The sequence below is a fragment of the Aquabacterium sp. genome (genome assembly GCF_029946005.1).
Classification (GTDB): Bacteria; Pseudomonadota; Gammaproteobacteria; order Burkholderiales; family Burkholderiaceae_C; genus Aquabacterium.
Genome location: NZ_JAQSDR010000006.1, coordinates 295,594 through 313,647 on the forward strand (window position 1 = coordinate 295,594; position 18,054 = coordinate 313,647).

Sequence of the window (18,054 nt, forward strand, 5' to 3'; positions counted from 1 at the left end):
TCCTTGATTATCAAGGCAACACCAAGGAGGCGTCTTCCAGCCAACGCCACTGGCCGGGGGCCAGGTCTTCAGGCAAGGTCAGTTGGCCGATGGAACTGCGGTGCAAAGCCTCGACCCGGTTGCCCACGGCCGCCACCATGCGCTTGACCTGATGGTATTTGCCCTGGGTCAAGGACATGCGCAGGTGGAACTCGGAGACCATCTCAGCGTGTTCGGCCAGCACGGGCGTCGGGTCGTCGTCGAGCACCACGCCCGACATCAATGACTGAATCTGCTTGTCCGTCAAGGGATGCTTGACGGTCGTTTCATAAACCTTGGGCACGTTGTGTTTGGGCGAGGTCAGCTTGTGCAGCAAGGCGCCGTCGTCGGTCATCAACAGCAAGCCAGTGGTGTCCTGGTCCAGGCGCCCCACGGGTTGCAGGCCACGGCGACGCAATGGTGGCGCCAGCAGGTTGTGCACGCCGGGCCAGGCGCCGGGCTTGAGCGAGCACTCATAACCGGCCGGCTTGTTCAGCATCACCAGGGCCTTGACGTGGGTGACCCAGGGCTGGCCGTCAACCACCAACTCCAGCCGGTCTTCCGGGAAAGCGGCATCGGGGTCATCCACCAACTCGCCGCGCACGCTGACCAGCTTGCTGACGATGAGGCCTTCGCACTCACGGCGCGCACCAAAGCCCTGCGCGAACAGAATCTGGTCAAGGGGCTGGTGACCAGCGGGCAAACGAGGACGTGGTGGCATGGAAAATGGCTTTGCTGAGGCGGGACGTGCGGGAATGACATGATGCCATCGACCCAGGCAGGGGCCGGGTGATGCTGGCACGCGACCTGCGAAGCAGAAAGTGCTTCCAAGACCGCAGTGTCTGCCTCACGATAGCAACCTTGCTCACTTCATCAAGCCACCCACCATGACGAACACGATCTTTCGGGCCACCGCCTTGGGCTTTTGCCTGACGGTGTGGGGCATGTCGGCCATGGCCCAGGCGTCGCCCACCCTGAAGAAGATCGCCGACACCGGCAGCATCAGCCTCGGTCACCGCGAGTCGTCCATCCCCTTCTCTTACTACGACGACCAGCAACGCGTGGTGGGCTATTCACACGAATTGATGCTCAAGGCGGTCGAGGCCATCAAGACCGAACTCAAAAAACCCACCTTGGCCATCAAGCTGGTGCCGGTGACCTCGCAGAACCGCATTCCCTTGTTGCTCAATGGCACGGTCGATCTGGAGTGCGGCTCGACCACCCACAACAAGGAACGCGCGCGGCAAGTGGGTTTTTCGACCACCATTTTCATCATCAGCACCCGCTTGATGACGCGCAAGGATTCGGGCATCCAGGACTTTGCCAACCTGAAGGGCAAGAACGTGGTGGTCACGGCGGGCACGACGTCCGAGAGGCTGCTGCGCAAGTTCAATGTCGACAGCAAGTCGGGCATGAGCATCATCTCGGCCAAGGACCATGGGGAATCCTTCCTGACGCTGGAGACCGGCCGGGCCGTTGCTTTCATGATGGACGACGCCTTGCTGTTCGGCGAGAAAGCCAAGGCCAAGAAGCCGGACGACTGGGTGATCGTGGGCAAGCCGATGTCCTTGGAGCCCTATGCCTGCATGATGCGCAAGGCCGACCCGGTCTTCAAGAAACTGGTCGATGGCGCCTTGACCAAGGCGATGGTGTCGGGCGAAGCAAAGAAGATTTACGACAAATGGTTTCACGCGCCCATTCCCCCCAAGGGCCTGAATCTGAACTGGTCGATCTCGGACGCGAACACCGCCCTGTTCCGCGCGCCCACCGACCAACCCCTGGACTGAACACCAGCCCTCGCCTTCACTCACATGATGAACCGCTCCCTGCTTCTGCACCGGCTTCTGGGCCTGGCCTTGACCCTGGGTTTCTTGCCTTGTTGGCAGCAGGTCCACGCGCAGACCGCGGCGAAAGCCCAGGTCGTGATCCTTGCCACGGGAGGCACCATCGCGGGGGCCGGTGCGTCCGCCTCCAACAGCGCCACGTACCAGGCCGCCAAAGTGCCGGTGGACAAACTGCTGGCCAGCGTGCCCGAGCTGTCGAACCTGGCCACGGTGCACGGCGAGCAGGTCTTCCAGATCGCCTCTGAAAGCCTGACCAACGAGCACCTGCTGACCTTGGCCAAGCGCGTGTCGGCCTTGTCCAAGCAGGCCGATGTTGATGGCATCGTCATCACGCATGGCAGCGACACGCTGGAAGAAACCGCCTACTTCCTGACCCTGACCGTGCACACCCGCAAACCCATCGTGTTGGTGGGCTCGATGCGGCCAGGCACGGCCTTGTCGGCCGATGGCGCCCTGAACCTGTACAACGCAGTGGCCACGGCGGCCTCGGCCAGCAGTGCCGACAAAGGGGTTCTGGTGGTGATGAACGACGAAGTCCACTCGGGGCGCGATGTCACCAAGTCGATCAACATCCGCACCGAGGCTTTCAAGAGCCCTTGGGGTGCGCTGGGCATGGTGGTTGAAGGCAAGACCTACTGGTTCAGGGCCCCGGTCAAACGCCATACCCTTCAGTCCGAGTTCAACATCGACCGCATCACCACGCTGCCCAAGGTCGACATCGCCTATGGCTACGGCACGGCCAACGACACCGCGCACAAGGCCTTCGCGGCGTCAGGCGCCAAGGCGCTCATCCACGCGGGCACCGGCAATGGCTCAGTGGCCGCCACGGTGGTGCCCTCCTTGCGCGAACTGCGCTTGCAAGGCATCCAGGTCATCCGTTCAGCCCGCGTGATGGGCGGCGGCTTCGTGCTGCGCAATGCCGAGCAACCCGACGACCAGTACGACTGGGTGGTGGCGCATGACCTGAACCCGCAGAAGGCCCGCATCCTGGCTTCACTGGCGCTGACCCGCACCAACGACAGCCGAGAGATCCAGCGCATGTTCATGGAATATTGACCATGGACTACCAATGGAACTGGGCGATGTTCTCGCAAGAAACCGCCATGGGCGATGGCAGCACTTACTGGAGCTGGATGTGGTCAGGCCTGCAGGTGACCCTCACCCTGGCCTTGAGCGCCTGGCTGCTGGCCTTGGTGCTCGGTAGCCTGATGGGCGTGCTGCGAACCGCACCCGTCAAATGGCTGTCGCGGGTGGCCACCGCCTACGTGGAAGTGCTGCGCAACATTCCTTTGCTGGTGCAGTTGTTCGTGTGGTATTTCATCGTGCCGGAGTTGCTGCCCCTGTCGTGGGGCAATGCCATCAAGCAGATGCCACCGTTGGTTCAGCAGTTCGGCGCGGCCTTCATCTGCCTGGGCCTGTTCACCAGTGCCCGCGTGTGCGAGCAGGTTCGCGCAGGCATCCAGAGTCTGCCGGTTGGCCAGACCCAGGCCGCGTTGGCTTTGGGCTTGAGCTTGCCGCAAACTTACCGGCATGTGCTGCTGCCCATGGCCTTCAGGCTGGTGGTGCCACCCTTGACTTCGGAGCTCCTGAACATCTTCAAAAACTCGGCCGTGTGCTCGACCATTGGCCTTCTGGAGCTGACCGCGCAAGGTCGGCAACTGGTGGACTACACCGCACAACCCTACGAATCCTTCATCGCCGTGACACTGATGTACGTGGCCATCAACATCGTGGTGATGGCCCTGATGCACCAACTGGAGCGCAAGCTCAGGGTGCCGGGCTACCTGGGCTCTTGAGCGGAGGTCGACACAGCATGGCTTACGAATTCGACTGGTCCTCCATCCCCAACGCCCTGCCCTTCCTGGCCGAGGGCATGGTGGTGTCGCTGAAAATCACCGCCACGGCCTTGGTGGTGGGCATGGTGTGGGGCACCTTGCTGGCGATGATGCGGCTGTCGGCTTCCGCACCGCTGCGCTGGTTCGCCGCGGGCTACGTGAACCTGTTCCGCGCCGTGCCCCTGGTGATGGTGCTGCTGTGGTTCTTCCTGGTGATCCCGCAATTGCTCACCGGGTTTTTCAGGCTCGACCCCGGCACCGATGTGCGCATGACCTCGGCCCTGGTGGGCTTTGCGCTCTTCGAGTCGGCCTATTACGCCGAGATCATCCGCGCGGGCATCCAGAGTGTGCCCAAGGGGCAGATGGCAGCGGCCTCGGCACTGGGCTTGAGCCATGGCCAGGCCATGCGCCTGGTGATCCTGCCTCAGGCCATGCGCAACATGCTGCCCTTGCTGCTGACCCAGGCCATCGTGCTCTTTCAGGACACCTCGCTGGTCTACGTGTCGGCATTGGCCGACTTCTTTGGCGCCGCCTACAAGGTCGGTGACCGCGATGGCCGCCTGATCGAGTTGCTGCTGTTCGCTGGCGCGGTTTACTTCGTCTTGTGCTTTGCCTTGTCAAGCCTGGTGCAGCGGCTGCAGCGCCGTCTGGCCCAGCCCTGAGCCCTGCTTTTTGAAAGCCTCAATGATCGACATCGACAACGTCTCCAAGCACTACGGCACCTTCCAAGTCCTGAACAATTGCAGCACCCAGGTGGCCAAAGGCGAGGTGGTCGTGGTGTGCGGTCCCTCCGGATCGGGCAAGTCCACCCTCATCAAATGCGTGAACGGCCTGGAGCCCTTTCAATCAGGCCGCGTCACCGTGGATGGCACCTCGGTGGGCGACCCCACAACCGACCTGCCCAAACTGCGCAGCCGGGTCGGCATGGTGTTCCAGCATTTTGAGTTGTTCCCACATTTGAGCGTCATCGACAACCTCACCCTGGCGCAGATCAAGGTGCTGGGCCGGGGTCAGGATGAGTCCGTGGCCAAAGCCCTGAGCCTGCTGGAACGCGTGGGCTTGAAAGCACAGGCAGCGAAATCACCGGGCCAGTTGTCAGGCGGCCAGCAGCAGCGCGTGGCCATTGCCCGCGCCTTGAGCATGGACCCCATCGTGATGCTGTTTGACGAACCCACCTCCGCGCTCGACCCCGAAATGGTGGGCGAGGTGCTGGACGTGATGGTGGAGCTGGCGCAGGAAGGCATGACCATGATGTGTGTCACGCACGAGATGGGCTTTGCCCGCAAGGTGGCACACCGCGTGGTCTTCATGGACGCGGGCAAAGTGGTGGAAGACCGCGCCAAGGACGCGTTCTTCGACCACCCTGAATCACCCCGGGCCCAGCAATTTCTGGCCAAGATCTTGAACCATTGATCGCCCAAGATCAGGTCAAGCGAACACCCCGGCCGTGTCTTCCATGCGGGCCGAGACCTCGCCCAGGTGGTGCAAGGTGTCGCCCAGGGTCAACTCGATGGTGGTGAGGCGTTTGACGTAATGACCCGCGCTGTACTCGTCGGTGACGCCAATGCCGCCATGCAGTTGAATGGCTTGCTGGCCCACGAAGCGCATCGACTGCCCCAATTGCACCTTGGCTTGTGACACCGCCCGGCGCCGCTCGGCCATGGGTGCGGTGAGCTTGAGCGTGGCGTAATAACTCATCGAGCGGGCCAGCTCCAACTGCATCTTCATGTCGGCCACGCGGTGGCGCAACGCCTGAAAGCTGCCGATGACCACGCCAAACTGCTTGCGCGTGTTGAGGTAATCCACCGTGGTGGCCAGCAGCTGCTCCATCGCGCCCACGGCCTCGGCGCACAGGGCCGCGATGCCGATGTCGGTGGCGTGTTCGAGCACGGCATGCCCACCCAGCGGATGCGCGCCCTGGCTGAGCGCAGGCACCAGCAGGGTCGAGGGTGACTGCGTCAGGGTCAGCTCAGCGGCGCGGCTGCCGTCTTGCAAGGGATGAGGCTGAACGCGCACGCCCGCCGCCCCGCGCTCGACCAGGAACAGGCCGATGCCTTGGTGCTCATCGACCGCCCCGCTCACCCGCGCCGGCACGATGTAGCCTTCGGCCACGCCATCGTGCTCGTCCCCCACCGGCACCAGGCTCTTGCTGCCATTCAGAACCCAGGTTTCGCCTTGCGCTTGCGCCGTGGTGGTGACGTGATCGAGCCGATAACGCGCCTGGCGCTCCTGGTAGGCCAAGGCCAGGCGTGCCCGGCCTTCGGCCATGCGCGGCAGCCATTGGGCTTGCACGGCGGCTGGCACGTGGTCACGCAACACCGCCACGCCCATCAATGCCACCGCCGCGTAAGGGGCCAGCACCAGCCCACGGCCCAACTCTTCCATCACCACCATGGCCTCGACCGGGCCCATGTCCATGCCGCCATGCTCGCCCGGCACCGCCAGGCCCAGCAGGCCTAGGTCGGCCAGCGATTGCCAGACCTCGGGCGAGTGGCCACCTTGCGTGCCGCCCGCCTTGACGATGGCACGGCGGCGCTCGAAGCCGAAATCCTTGCTCACCCATTTGCGCACCGCGTCGCGCAACTGTTCCTGGTCATCGTTGAAGTCGAAATCCATGGGGAAGGTCTCCTCGTCTTGGGTCGGCGCTCAGCCCAGCAGGGTCTGGGCCACGATGTTGCGTTGGACTTCGTTGGAGCCCCCGTAGATCGTGGTCTTGCGGTAGTTGAAATAGTTCGCAGCCAAAGGCGCCGCGTGCAGCGCCCCGCCGGGGAAGCCGCCTGCGAAATACTGATCGCCCTGCCAACCGGCCTCCATCGCCTCGAACAAAAACGGCACGGCATAGGGGCCCGCCGCCAGCATCATCAGCTCGGTGTAGCGCTGCTGGATTTCGCTGCCGCGGATCTTGAGCAGGCCAGCCACCTCCAGGGCCTTCTTGCCGCCTTTTTCGGCACCGAGCACGCGCAACACCATCATCTCCAGTGCCACGATGTCGACCTCCAGCAAGGCAATCTGGTCGCGGAAACGCAGGTCGTCGTACACGCCTTCTGTCACGGCGATGCGCTTGAGGCGTTCCAGCTCGCGCTTGGCCCGGTTCACATCGGCGATGTTGGTGCGCTCGTGCGCCAGCAAGTACTTGGCATAGGTCCAGCCCTGGTTTTCCTGGCCCACCAAGTTTTCGACGGGCACCTCGACGTTGTCGAAGAACACCTCGTTGACCTCGTGCTCACCATCAATGGTGATGATGGGCCGCACGGTGACGCCGGGGGATGTCATGTCGATCAACAGGAAGGAAATGCCAGCCTGCGGCTTGCCTTCAAAATTGGTGCGCACCAGGCAGAAGATCCAGTCGCCATGCTGGCCCAAGGTGGTCCAAGTCTTCTGGCCATTGACGATGAACTGGTCACCTTGGCGCTCGGCGCGGGTCTTGACCGAGGCCAGGTCCGAGCCCGAACCCGGTTCGCTGTAGCCCTGGCTCCACCACACATCGCCGCTCATGATGCCGGGCAAGAAGCGCTGGTGCTGCTCGGGCGTGCCAAAGGCCATGATCACGGGCGCCACCATGACGGGGCCGAAAGGCACCACGCGAGGCGCGCCAGCCAGGGCGCACTCTTCTTCAAAAATGTGACGCTGCACGGCATTCCAGCCCGGGCCGCCAAACTCTCTGGGCCAGGCCCAGCCATGCCAGCCTTTGGCGCCCAGGATACGCGCCCAGCCTTGCAGGTCGGCCTTGTCCAGGCGCAAGGCCTTGTGCACCTTGTCCGAGATGTGGGTCGGCAAATGGGCACGAACCCAGGCCCGCACCTCGCCACGAAAGGCCTGCTCTTCAGGCGTGAAATTCAGATCCATCGGATTGGCCTTTCAATCGGTGGTCAGTAGCGCTTGGTCAGGGTCAGGGTGTCGTTGTCCCGCTTCATCTGAAAGCGCGAGAGAAAACTGTTGCCCAACAAAATATAGGGCATGGACTGAGGCAACACTGCCGCGTCAACATTGAAGATTTCGACGTCCTGGATGCGCACGCTGGCCAGCTTGATGCCATAGCCCGTGACGATGCCATTGGCCGTGCTGCCCTGGAAGCGCTCACCATCCTGGTATTTGATGCCCATGCGCTGGGCTTCGGCCACGCCCATGGCGATGGTCGTGGCGCCGGTGTCCACCATGAACTGTGTCGCGCGACCATTGATCGTGCCCTGTGACATGAAATGCCCGCCCGACGCCGCCGACAGCACGATCTGATTGCCCGTGCCGCCGCCACCCGAGCCGCCCACGCTCACCGGCGCGCCGCCCATCACCACGGTGTGGCGCACGCCCTTCATCTCAACCACGGTCTTGTCGCTGTTGACGCTGATCACCTTGACGCCCTTGAAGGTGTCGCCCACGCCCACGGCTTTGGGCGGGCTGCCATCGACCACCAGCAAGGCCTTGCTGCCCATGCCACCGGTCATGGCCACGCTCTGCGCCTGGGCCGCCCCCAAGGTGAATGCGATCAAGGCGGACAAAGCCAGGACGTGGCGCAAAGACACAGGCATGGTGTGCAAAGTGGTCAAGAAGGTCTCCCTGTGGGCGGTCCGGCCGCCCTGGTCAAAAAATCAGTCGCGGAAATTGTCAAACGACAAAGGCGCCTCGGTGATCTCCTTGCGGATCAGGGCCATCGCCGTCTGCAAATCGTCGCGCTTGGTGCCTTGTACCCGAATGCTGTCACCCTGGATGCTGGAGGTGACCTTGATCTTGCTGTCTTTGAGCAGTTTGTTGATTTTCTTGGCCAATTCAGCCTCGATCCCCGCCTTGACGGTGATAACTTGCTTGACCTTGTCCCCGCCCATTTTTTCGGGCTTGCCCACGTCCAGGAAACGGGAATCGACGTTGCGTTTGCTCATCTTCAAGGTCAGCACATCGCGCACCTGGTCGAGCTGGAAATCGCTGTCGCCGAACACGGTGATCTCTTTTTCCTTGATCTCGATCTTGGCGCTGGTGCCCTTGAAATCGAAGCGCGTGACGATTTCCTTGGTGGTCTGGTCGACGGCATTGCGCACTTCAACCAGGTTGGGGTCTAAAACGGTGTCAAAACTGGGCATGAAAAGTCTCCTTTGGTCTGCGAAAATTCTGCCATGCACTTACCCCTGGTTGTCGATCGAGGCGCGAGCCTCAAACCCTACAACACCTTTGGCCTGCCCGCCGTGGCACGGACCCTGGTGCGGATCACGTCCGAGGCCGACGTGCGCAAAGTCGTCGACAGCCCCGAATTCGGCCGCGCCCACAAGTTCATCCTGGGCGGCGGCAGCAATCTGGTCCTCACGCAGGACGTCGATCAGTGCGTGCTGAAGATCGAAATCATGGGCAAGCGCCTGCTGGAAACCCGCAATGATGCCTTCATTGTCGAGGTGGGCGCCGGCGAGTCCTGGCACGACACCGTGGCCTGGACGATGGACCAGGGCTTGCCCGGCCTGGAAAACCTGGCCCTGATCCCCGGCACGGTGGGCGCCTCGCCCGTGCAGAACATTGGCGCTTATGGCGTCGAATTGCAAGACCGCCTGGAGTCCGTCGACGTGGTGGACCTGACCACCGGCCGCACCGTGACCCTGGGCGTGGACCGTTGCCACTTCGCCTACCGTGACAGCGTCTTCAAGCACGAACTGGCGGGCAAAATCGTCATCACCAAGGTTCGCCTCAGGTTGCCACGGCCCTGGAAGCCCCTGCTGGGCTACCTCGAACTGGAACGAAAGATCGCTGAGAGCGGCATCACCCAGCCCGATGCGCGCCAGATCTTTGACTGGATCTGCGACATCCGCCGCGCCAAGCTGCCCGACCCGGCCGTGATCGGCAACGCGGGCAGCTTTTTCAAGAACCCCGTGGTGACGGCAGAACAATGCCGCGACATCATCGGCCGCGACCCCGAGATCGTGCACTACGCCCTCCCCGATGGCAGCTTCAAGCTGGCCGCTGGCTGGCTGATCGACTCATGTGGCTGGAAGGGCAAGTCCATCGGCCGCGCGGGTGTCTATGAAAAACAGGCCTTGGTCCTGGTCAACCGAGGCGGCGCGATCGGGGCCGAAGTCTTGACCCTGGCACGGGCGATTCAGGAAAGCGTTTACGGCCGCTTCGGCATCCGGCTGGAGCCCGAACCCGTGGTGGTGTAAGGCCGCGTCACCCGCCTTGTGGCGCCCCGGGCTTTGACGTAAGCTTGTCCGAATATAAATACGGGGAAAGGTCTTGCCGATGCTGCACGCCAAGCGCTCAGCCCGGGCCATCATGCTGGCATGCTCTGCAGGACTTGGCGGCATTCACCATCAAGCCAGCGCCGCAGACGACGGTTCGCTCTACCACCACCAGGCCCGTGCTGGCGACACCTTGATCGGCCTTGGCCAAGCCATGCTGCTTCGCCCTGCCGACTGGCCGCGAATTGCCAGACTCAACCGAATCGACAACCCCCGGCGCATCCCCATCGGGTCCAGCATCCGCATTCCGTTGGCTTTGATGAAGTCCACACCGGTGCAGGGCGCTGTGTTGGCCGTGGTCGGAGATGCCACGCTAGCCCCAGCGCGCGGCAAAGCGATGCCCGCTCAAGTGGGGGCCCCCATCGCCCCTGGCACCGAGATCAAAACGGGCGCGAATGGCTATGTGACGGTTCAACTGGCCGATGGCTCGGTGCTGCGGATCCAGTCGGCCACCACCGCGCAAGTAGAGCGCAGCAACCACTACGAATCAGCCGGATTCTTTGCCTCCTCCTTGCGCCTGATCCAGGGTTGCCTTGAGGCCCTCGTGGCCCACATGACCGGTGGCGAGCCGCGCTTCGAGGTCAAGACACCACAAGCCTTGCTGGGCGTGCGCGGCACTTACTTTCGGATCACGGTCGATGAAGCGCAACAGGTGACCCGCAGCGAGGTGCTGGAGGGCGCCGTCTCGATCGGCACCCCATCGCGGCCCCGCCAATCCGCACAATGGTTGGCGGCTGGCTTTGGCACCCACGTGGATCAGCGCCAGGGCGCGGCTGCCCTGGTAAAGCTCCCGCCAGGCCCCGACCTGTCTGCGGTTGCGGCCCTGCACGAACGCATCGTGGTCCGCATCAACCTGCCATCGGTGCCGGGGGCCACCTTGTACCGTGCACAAGTGGCCAAAGACGACACCTTCCGGCAAGTGCAAGGTGAAGTCACCTCGCCCACGCCCGAACTCCGCTTTGCCAACCTGCCTGACGCCCACTACCACCTGCGCGTGCGCGTGGCCAATGCCCAGGGCATCGAAGGCCCAGACGCCTTTCGGCCATTTCACCTGAAAGCCCGACCTGAACCCCCCATTGCCTCCTGGCCCACCCCGGGTGGCAAAGTGCGCGCCACCGCCGTGCCCTTGGCCTGGGCCGAGCAGCCCGATGCTGCCCGCTACCACCTTCAGATCGCCCAGGACGGCAGTTTTGGACACCTGGTGCACGACAACGGCTTCATTCAAACCACCCGGCAGGAAGTGTCCCTGCCGGTGGGCGACTATGTGTGGCGCGTGGCCAGCATCCGCCCGAATGGTGACCAAGGCCCCTTTGGCGACGCCCAGTCTTTCCAGTTGAAAGCCCCGCCCCCACAACCCGAACCACCCCAGGTCGACGAGCAGTTCCTGCACTTCAACTGGTCGGCCGAACCTGGCCAGACCTTCGAGTTCCAGCTGGCCACCGATGAAGCGTTCGCGCACCAGCTGGTGACGCAAGCCGTGACCGAACCGACCATCAAAGTGGCCCGCCCCGACCAGGGCGGACGCCTGTTCATCCGCTACAAGGCCATTGACGCTGACGGCTTCGTCGGCCCGTTCACCGCCCCGCAAGTGGTCTCACTGCCTCAGTGTGTTCAAGACGGCAGTGGCCAGTGCCTGCGTGCGGGCCATGGTGGCCGGGTGGTCAGTCCGTGGTGAGCACATCCCTTGCTCGACACGCACGCTGGCGCCGAGAATGGCTGGGCGTGTCTACCGCCTTGGCGCTGCTGGCCCTGTTGCTGGGCGTCGGCTCCTGGACCTGGCGCCTGGACCAGGCCGCGTACGACACCGGGCTGTCGCTGTGGTCCCGCCCCGCGCCCAACGACATCGTTTTGGTCACCATTGACGAAGCCAGCTTGCGGCAGCTGGGCCAATGGCCGTGGCCCAGGGCCCTGCACGCCACGGTGATCCAGCAGATCAATCAGGCTCAGCCCAAAGCCATCTTGCTGGACCTGCTGCTGAGCGAACCATCGCCCGATCCCGAGCAAGACCAGGTGCTGGCGCAAGCCATTCAACAGTCGGGCAAAGTGGTCTTGCCATTGACCTTTGAAGCCCTGCCCCAGCGCCTGGTGCGCGAGTTGCAACCTGTCCCCGCCTTGCGCGAGTCTGCGCACCTGGCCCATGCCGATGCCGAACTGGACGTGGATGGCACCTTGCGCTGGGCCGCCTTGCACGCGGGCATCGCACCAGGCCGTCACCCCCACATGGCACTGGCCCTGCTTCAAGTGGCGGGAGAGCCCATGCACGCCTCGATCCAGGCCCAGCCAGCGCCATCCTCGGTCATGGGCAGCCCGGTCTGGCGGCGGGACGACCGCGTGCTGGTCCGCTACCTCGGGCCCCCCGGCACAGTCAAGCAAGTCTCCTTCGCGGCGGTGCTGCGGGGTGAGGTTCCGTCCAACGTCTTCAAGGGCAGGTACGTGTTGATCGGCGCCAGCGCCATCGGCCTGGGCGACTGGTACCAAACGCCAGTGTCAGGTTTGTCGCAAGCCATGCCCGCGGTCGAGATCACGGCCAACCTGCTGCAGATGCTTCGCACCGGGGACTGGGTGCGACCCACGCCCCCACTGGTGGTCGGCCTGGTTTCGGCAGGCTTGATCCTGGGTCTGATGTTTGCCTACATTCGCCTGTCGCCTAACCAGGCATTGCTGGCGACCGTGCTGTCGGCCCTCGGCGTGGCCCTGGCCTCCTGCGTGCTGTTGTCCGCAGGCCTGTGGTTCGCGCCCACCACCTACATGCTGACCGCGCTGCTGGCTTACCCGGTCTGGAGCTGGCGTCGGCTGGAGACCACCAAGGACTTCCTGGATGCAGAAATTCTGCGCCTGGCCGCCACGACCGAGCCGCCCAGCCCAGAACCACCAGACCAGCGCGTCCCCCGCGACCAGGTGGAACGGCGCATCGCCGCCATCCAAAGTGCCAACGTGCGCCTTCAACAAGCACGACAACTGCTGGTCAACACCCTGAAAGCCATGCCCGAGGCCGTGCTCGTGGTCGATGGCAGGGGGCAAGTGCGCCAGGCCAATCCCCAACTTGGCACCCTGCTGGACGTGGTGGACCTGGACACCGTGACCGGCCAATCCCTGGACGCCCTTCTGGCCCTGTGGATGCCCACCGATGCGCCGCGCTGGGCCATGCTGCTGGAGCGCGCCCTGGCCGAAGAGCGCGTCATCATCACCGAGGTCCACGGCCCGCAAGATCAGCACGTGCTGGCCCGCATCGCACCACTGCCGTCTGCCGTCGGCCAAGCGCCCTGGCTGGTGCTGTGCCTGGCCGACATCACCCCCATCCGCCTGATCGAACAGCAACGCGACGACCTGCTGGGATTCATCGCCCACGACATCCGCTCGCCCCAGGCTTCGCTGATCTCGCTGGTGCAGCTGCAACACATGACCAGCGCGGCCATGCCCCCTGAGGAAGTCCTGGAACACGTGGACATGCTGGCCCGCAGCACCCTGGCCCTGTGCGATGAATTGCTGCAAATCATGCGGGCAGAGAAGCACCCCATCTATCAGCAATCCACGGACGTGACGCAGGTGGCCGAACAAGCCTTGAAGGAGGTGGACCTGCAAGCCCGCGTCAAGGACATCACCCTGGTCAAGGATTGGCCCACCGAATGGACGCCCGTGCTGTCACTGGACCGTTCGCTGGTGCGCCGGGCGTTGATCAACTTGCTGAACAACGCGGTCAAATTCAGCCCCAAGGGCAGCGAAGTGCGACTGCAGTTGAGACCCCAACCAGGCTACTGGGTGATCGCCGTGATCGACCAGGGCCCAGGCATCCCGCCCGCCGAACTGAAAAAACTTTTCAGGCGCTATGAGCGACTGGAAGGCAGCACCCACGGGCGAATCACCGCGGGCGTGGGCCTGGGACTGGTGTTCATCGACACGGTCGCCAGACGCCACGGGGGCCGTGTTCAAGTCCACAGTGAAACAGGCCAGGGCTCGTGCTTTGAACTGTGGCTACCCAGCCCCACGCCTCCCTAGAGAGAGGGGTAGCCTCTTCCCAGGGGGCCCACCTATACTGCTTGCTGACCATCTCCAGTCCGCATTTTCACAGGGGTAATTTCATGCGCTTAGCCTCCCAAAAACGACTTGTCCCATCGATGGCGCTGGCCACCAGCCTGGTGCTGATGTCCGGTTGCTCAACCGGTCCAACCATGGGCGAGAACAAGGGCGTCGTGACCGGCGCCGCCGGAGGCAGCTCCGCAGAAGGCCAAAATTCAGCGCTCGAGTCCTGTGGTGAAACACTGGGCACCCTGGCGATCGAAGAAGACACCAATGCCCCCTGGTACTACCAGCTGCGCGAGCGCCAGTTGGGCTCCACCGTGCCCGTGCTGCGCATGATGATCCAGCAAAGCAATTGCTTCGTGATCGTTGAACGTGGCCGCAGCATGAACAGCCTCATGCGTGAGCGCGACCTGGCACGTGGTGAAGAAAGCCGCGCTGGCAGCAACTTCGGCAAAGGCCAGATGGTGGCCGCCGACTACACCATGGCCCCCTCCATCCAGTTCTCGGGCAAGACCGGCGGTGGCAACGCTTTCGGCATCGGTGGCACCCTGGGCATGATTGGCGCCCTGGCTGGCAGCGTGAGCCGCAATGAAGCCTCGACCACCCTGCTGTTGCTGGACAACCGCTCTGGCGTGCAGATCTCAGCCTCGGAAGGCAGCGCCAAGAATTTTGACTTTGGTGGCTTTGGCGCCCTGTTCGGCGGTGGCGGCCTGGGCGGCGGCGGTGGTTATTCGCAAACCCCGCAAGGCAAGATCGTGGTGGCGGCCTTTGCCGACTCCTACAACCAGATGGTCAAGGCCTTGCGCAACCACAAGGCGCAAACCGTCAAGGGTGGCTTGGGCACGGGTGGCCGATTGGGCGTGCAAGGTGGCGATACCGCCGCGTCCAAGGAACTCGACGCCAGACCCAAGCCCGTCGCCAAGCCCAAGAAAAAAGCCCAATGAACTGCGCCATCCGCCTTGCCAGCCTGGCTGGCGTCTTGTTGATCACCGGCCACGCCAGCGCGGCCGAGTTCAACCTGTACCTGAGCTGCGAAGGCAAATTGTCTGCGGGCCAGAAAAGCAAGGCCGCCACGCTGGACCTGGCCATGCGTGACAACAACACCACGGCCTTGATTCAAAAGTCCAATGTGTTGCCTATGGGCGAGCGCCTTCGCTACAAGGCCTCGCAAGTGGCCTACACCCTGCTGTACAAGCTGCCCTTGCCGGGCACCGAGTACTACAACGACTGGGTGCACGGTCAATGGATCGTCTGGCAGCCCAACCTCAAAAAGCTGGCCACCATCCGCTTGTCCATCGACCGCCAGAGCGGTGAGCTGGAAGGCGAATTGCTGGACCACAACGACACGTCCTTGGGCACACTCGCCATGGCCTGTGAACCTCAGTCCATGGACGAGGCCCCTGAACCGCGTTTCTGATCCGCGTTTCTGATCAGCCGCTTGGTCTGATCAGCCGAAGTGGCAGATGTAGTGGTAGGCCTCGCCTTCCACCTTGATCTCGAACGACGAATCGCCGGGCACGTTGTAGCTTTCGCCCGGGCCGTAGGTTTTCCACTCGGTCTCGCCCTTCAGCTTGATCGAGCATTGGCCGGCCACGGTTTCCATGATCTCGGGCGCGCCGGTGTTGAAGGTCAAGGCGGCGGGCAGGATCACGCCAACGCTCTTGCGCGTGCCATCGGCCAGCGTCACGGTGTGTGACACGCACTTGCCATCAAAGTAAACATTGGCCTGCGTGCTGACGGTGCCAGCCAGGGTGGTGGTGGTCATGAAGAAATCTCCGGATGAAATTCAGTGAAGGGTGACCACCACGCGGTGGTCACCCGGGTCAATCACGCCAATCAAGCGGCCTTTTTGGCGGCGGGCTTGGCCACGGATTTCTTGGCCGCAGGCTTCTTGGCAGCCGTTTTGCGGGCCGCTGATTTGTCGGCCTTGGCTTTGGCGGCGGCCGCACGCTGGGCGTTCACGTTGGCGCCAATGCGCAGGCGCAGGGCGTTCAGCTTGATGAAGCCAGCCGCGTCGGCTTGGTTGTAGGCGCCGCCGTCGTCGTCGAAGGTCGAGATCTTGGCGTCGAACAGGCTGTCGGTCTTGGATTCGCGGCCCGTGCAAAGGATGGTGCCCTTGTACAGCTTGAGCTTGACCGTGCCGTTGACGGTGACCTGGCTGGCGTCGATCAGGCCTTGCAGCAGTTCGCGCTCAGGGCTGAACCAGTAGCCGTTGTAGATCAGGCGGGCGTAACGGGGCATCAGGTCGTCCTTGAGGGACAGCACTTCGCGGTCCAGCGTGATCGACTCGATGGCGCGGTGGCCCGACAGCAGGATGGTGCCGCCCGGGGTTTCGTAGCAGCCACGGCTCTTCATGCCGACGTAGCGGTTCTCAACCTTGTCGAGGCGGCCAATGCAGTGCTTGCCGCCGATTTCGTTCAGCTTGGTCAGCACTTGCGCGGGCGACAGCTTGACGCCGTCGATGGCGACCACGTCACCCTTGGCGTAGGTCAGCTCGATGATTTGCGGCTTGTTGGGCGCCTTCTCGGGCGACACGGTCAGGCGCCACATATTGGCTTCGGGCTCGAAGTTCGGGTCTTCCAGCACGCCACCTTCGTAGCTGATGTGCAGCAGGTTGGCGTCCATCGAATAAGGGGCGCCGCCCTTGCGCTTCTTGAAATCAACCGGGATGCCGTGCTTGTCGGCGTAGGCCAACAGCTTTTCGCGGGACAGCAGGTCCCACTCGCGCCAGGGGGCGATCACCTTCACGCCGGGCATCAAGGCGTAGGCACCCAGTTCGAAGCGGACTTGGTCGTTGCCCTTGCCGGTGGCGCCGTGGCTGATGGCGTCGCCCTTGGTCTTGCGCGCGATGTCGATCAGGCGCTTGGCGATCAGGGGGCGGGCGATGGAGGTGCCCAGCAGGTATTCGCCTTCGTACAGCGCGTTGGCGCGGAACATGGGGAACACGTAGTCGCGCACGAACTCTTCGCGCAGGTCTTCGATGAAGATGTTCTCGGGCTTGATGCCCATCTTGATGGCCTTGGCGCGCGCCGGCTCGATCTCTTCACCCTGGCCGATGTCGGCCGTGAAAGTGACCACTTCGCAGTGGTACTCGTCCTGCAGCCATTTCAGGATGATGGAGGTGTCCAGACCGCCTGAATAAGCCAGGACGACTTTCTTGACTTGGGGCGCAGCGGCCACAGTGGGCGCGGCGGCTTTCACGGGTTGCGCGGGCTTGGCGGCGGGCTTGACAGTCTTGGACATGGTGATGATTGGCGATTGAGATAACCGCGCATTTTAGGCGCCCTGAGCGCCTGTGGCCTTCACCGATCTTTACGCAATTCACAAACAACCCTGTCCACCGGCCTTGAAGGCGACCCGTTGAAGGCTGTAAGGTCGGTTCAGTGCCGTCCGCAATGGAGAGCTCAACATGAACCACCGCCCCACCCTGAACACGCTGCTAGCCTTGGCCTGCGCATTGGCCACGGGCGCCGCGACCGCCGGGCCCCGCGTGGGCTCCGTGATGGGCGCACGCAGTTCGACCTCGTCCACCGTGCAGGCCAAGGTCATTTCGGCGACGCCGGTGGTGGCGCAGGTGGCCGTGCCCCGCCAGATCTGCCGTGATGAGTTGTACCAAGAGCCTGCGCGCTCATCTGGCGCGGGGGCTTTGCTGGGCGCCATTGCCGGAGGTGTGGTGGGCAATGCGCTGGGCAAGGGAGGTGGCAACGCGCTGGCCACGGGCGTCGGAGTGATCGGCGGCGCGGTGCTGGGCAACCACATCGAAAGCGACGGCCGCCAAGACATGACACGCTCGGTGCGCCGTTGCGAGCAGCAGGCCTCCTACGAAAACCAGGTGGTGGCCTACGACGTGGTCTACGAATACGCTGGCCAGCGCTACAGCACCCAGATGGATGAAGAGCCCGGCCGAACCATCCCGTTGCAAGTGACGGTGAACCCGGTGGGCTACCCCGGCCCCGTGGCGATGGCGCCGCAGCCCGAGCCCTACTACGAGCCCGGCGTGGGGTCGGCCACCTACTACCAGCCCAATCCGGGCGTGGTGATCTATGGCGGTGCGCCCGCCCGTGGCTGGCATGGGGAGCGCCGTTGGCATGACCGTGGCGGGCACCACCGCTGGGATTGAGCCGC

At 63.5% G+C, this 18,054-nt stretch carries 18 protein-coding genes; 11 read left to right on the plus strand and 7 right to left on the minus strand.

The annotated features are described in order from the left end of the window. Positions 1–10 precede the first annotated feature (10 nt). Positions 11–739 (minus strand): 16S rRNA pseudouridine(516) synthase, encoded by a 729-nt coding sequence (locus PSV38_RS04395; protein ID WP_300545286.1) that lies wholly within the window; start codon positions 737–739, stop codon positions 11–13. A 223-nt stretch (positions 740–962) separates the two neighbouring features. On the opposite strand from PSV38_RS04395, the gene PSV38_RS04400 reads away from it, so the two are divergent. The 5 genes from PSV38_RS04400 to PSV38_RS04420 are packed head-to-tail and all read left to right on the plus strand — an operon-like array spanning position 963 to position 5,110. Next, positions 963–1,805: a glutamate/aspartate ABC transporter substrate-binding protein gene (locus tag PSV38_RS04400; RefSeq protein WP_300545560.1), complete on the plus strand. Its 843-nt coding sequence runs from the start codon at positions 963–965 to the stop codon at positions 1,803–1,805. A gap of 27 nt (positions 1,806–1,832) precedes the next feature. After that, positions 1,833–2,918, plus strand: coding sequence for a type II asparaginase (locus PSV38_RS04405; RefSeq protein ID WP_300545288.1), 1,086 nt, complete (start codon positions 1,833–1,835; stop codon positions 2,916–2,918). A 2-nt stretch (positions 2,919–2,920) separates the two neighbouring features. Beyond that, on the plus strand, positions 2,921–3,658 hold the full coding sequence (locus tag PSV38_RS04410) for an amino acid ABC transporter permease (protein WP_300545290.1): 738 nt from the start codon (positions 2,921–2,923) through the stop codon (positions 3,656–3,658). 17 nt (positions 3,659–3,675) lie between these two features. After that, positions 3,676–4,359, plus strand: coding sequence for a glutamate/aspartate ABC transporter permease GltK (gene gltK, locus PSV38_RS04415; RefSeq protein WP_300545292.1), 684 nt, complete (start codon positions 3,676–3,678; stop codon positions 4,357–4,359). A 22-nt stretch (positions 4,360–4,381) separates the two neighbouring features. Continuing rightward, complete coding sequence (locus tag PSV38_RS04420) at positions 4,382–5,110, plus strand: amino acid ABC transporter ATP-binding protein (RefSeq protein WP_300545562.1); 729 nt, start codon at positions 4,382–4,384, stop codon at positions 5,108–5,110. 15 nt (positions 5,111–5,125) lie between these two features. Here PSV38_RS04420 and PSV38_RS04425 read toward each other — a convergent pair whose 3' ends face one another. Genes PSV38_RS04425 through PSV38_RS04440 form a run of 4 tightly spaced genes read right to left on the minus strand, consistent with a single transcriptional unit; the run spans position 5,126 to position 8,769 of the window. Beyond that, the gene (locus PSV38_RS04425; RefSeq protein WP_300545295.1) at positions 5,126–6,313 is read right to left on the minus strand and encodes an acyl-CoA dehydrogenase family protein; all 1,188 of its coding nucleotides are present in this window, start codon (positions 6,311–6,313) and stop codon (positions 5,126–5,128) included. A 30-nt stretch (positions 6,314–6,343) separates the two neighbouring features. Next, positions 6,344–7,543 (minus strand): acyl-CoA dehydrogenase family protein, encoded by a 1,200-nt coding sequence (locus tag PSV38_RS04430; protein WP_300545297.1) that lies wholly within the window; start codon positions 7,541–7,543, stop codon positions 6,344–6,346. Positions 7,544–7,566: 23 nt separating this feature from the next. Beyond that, positions 7,567–8,241, minus strand: coding sequence for a retropepsin-like aspartic protease (locus PSV38_RS04435; protein WP_366526638.1), 675 nt, complete (start codon positions 8,239–8,241; stop codon positions 7,567–7,569). A gap of 42 nt (positions 8,242–8,283) precedes the next feature. Continuing rightward, positions 8,284–8,769, minus strand: coding sequence for a YajQ family cyclic di-GMP-binding protein (locus tag PSV38_RS04440; protein ID WP_300545299.1), 486 nt, complete (start codon positions 8,767–8,769; stop codon positions 8,284–8,286). A 45-nt stretch (positions 8,770–8,814) separates the two neighbouring features. Here PSV38_RS04440 and murB point away from each other — a divergent pair, with 45 nt between their 5' ends. From murB to PSV38_RS04465, 5 genes are all read left to right on the plus strand, one after another. Next, positions 8,815–9,831: a UDP-N-acetylmuramate dehydrogenase gene (gene murB, locus PSV38_RS04445; protein WP_300545567.1), complete on the plus strand. Its 1,017-nt coding sequence runs from the start codon at positions 8,815–8,817 to the stop codon at positions 9,829–9,831. Between the two features lie 79 nt (positions 9,832–9,910). Next, complete coding sequence (locus PSV38_RS04450; RefSeq protein WP_300545301.1) at positions 9,911–11,584, plus strand: FecR domain-containing protein; 1,674 nt, start codon at positions 9,911–9,913, stop codon at positions 11,582–11,584. After that, positions 11,581–13,905, plus strand: coding sequence for a CHASE2 domain-containing protein (locus tag PSV38_RS04455; RefSeq protein ID WP_300545303.1), 2,325 nt, complete (start codon positions 11,581–11,583; stop codon positions 13,903–13,905). The genes PSV38_RS04450 and PSV38_RS04455 overlap by 4 nt, the downstream gene beginning before the upstream one ends. A 119-nt stretch (positions 13,906–14,024) precedes the next feature. Next, a complete protein-coding gene (locus tag PSV38_RS04460; RefSeq protein ID WP_300545305.1) occupies positions 14,025–14,873 on the plus strand; it encodes a CsgG/HfaB family protein in 849 nt (282 codons plus the stop codon). After that, complete coding sequence (locus PSV38_RS04465) at positions 14,870–15,346, plus strand: hypothetical protein (protein WP_300545307.1); 477 nt, start codon at positions 14,870–14,872, stop codon at positions 15,344–15,346. The genes PSV38_RS04460 and PSV38_RS04465 overlap by 4 nt, the downstream gene beginning before the upstream one ends. A 30-nt stretch (positions 15,347–15,376) precedes the next feature. On the opposite strand, the gene PSV38_RS04470 is transcribed toward PSV38_RS04465, so the two are convergent. Both PSV38_RS04470 and PSV38_RS04475 read right to left on the minus strand, forming a co-directional pair. After that, positions 15,377–15,694, minus strand: coding sequence for a pyrimidine/purine nucleoside phosphorylase (locus tag PSV38_RS04470; RefSeq protein WP_300545309.1), 318 nt, complete (start codon positions 15,692–15,694; stop codon positions 15,377–15,379). A 71-nt stretch (positions 15,695–15,765) separates the two neighbouring features. Next, positions 15,766–17,172, minus strand: coding sequence for an argininosuccinate synthase (locus tag PSV38_RS04475; protein ID WP_300545311.1), 1,407 nt, complete (start codon positions 17,170–17,172; stop codon positions 15,766–15,768). A gap of 166 nt (positions 17,173–17,338) precedes the next feature. Between PSV38_RS04475 and PSV38_RS04480 the strand changes: the two genes are divergently transcribed. Then, on the plus strand, positions 17,339–18,049 hold the full coding sequence (locus PSV38_RS04480; RefSeq protein ID WP_300545313.1) for a glycine zipper 2TM domain-containing protein: 711 nt from the start codon (positions 17,339–17,341) through the stop codon (positions 18,047–18,049). Positions 18,050–18,054 lie beyond the last annotated feature (5 nt).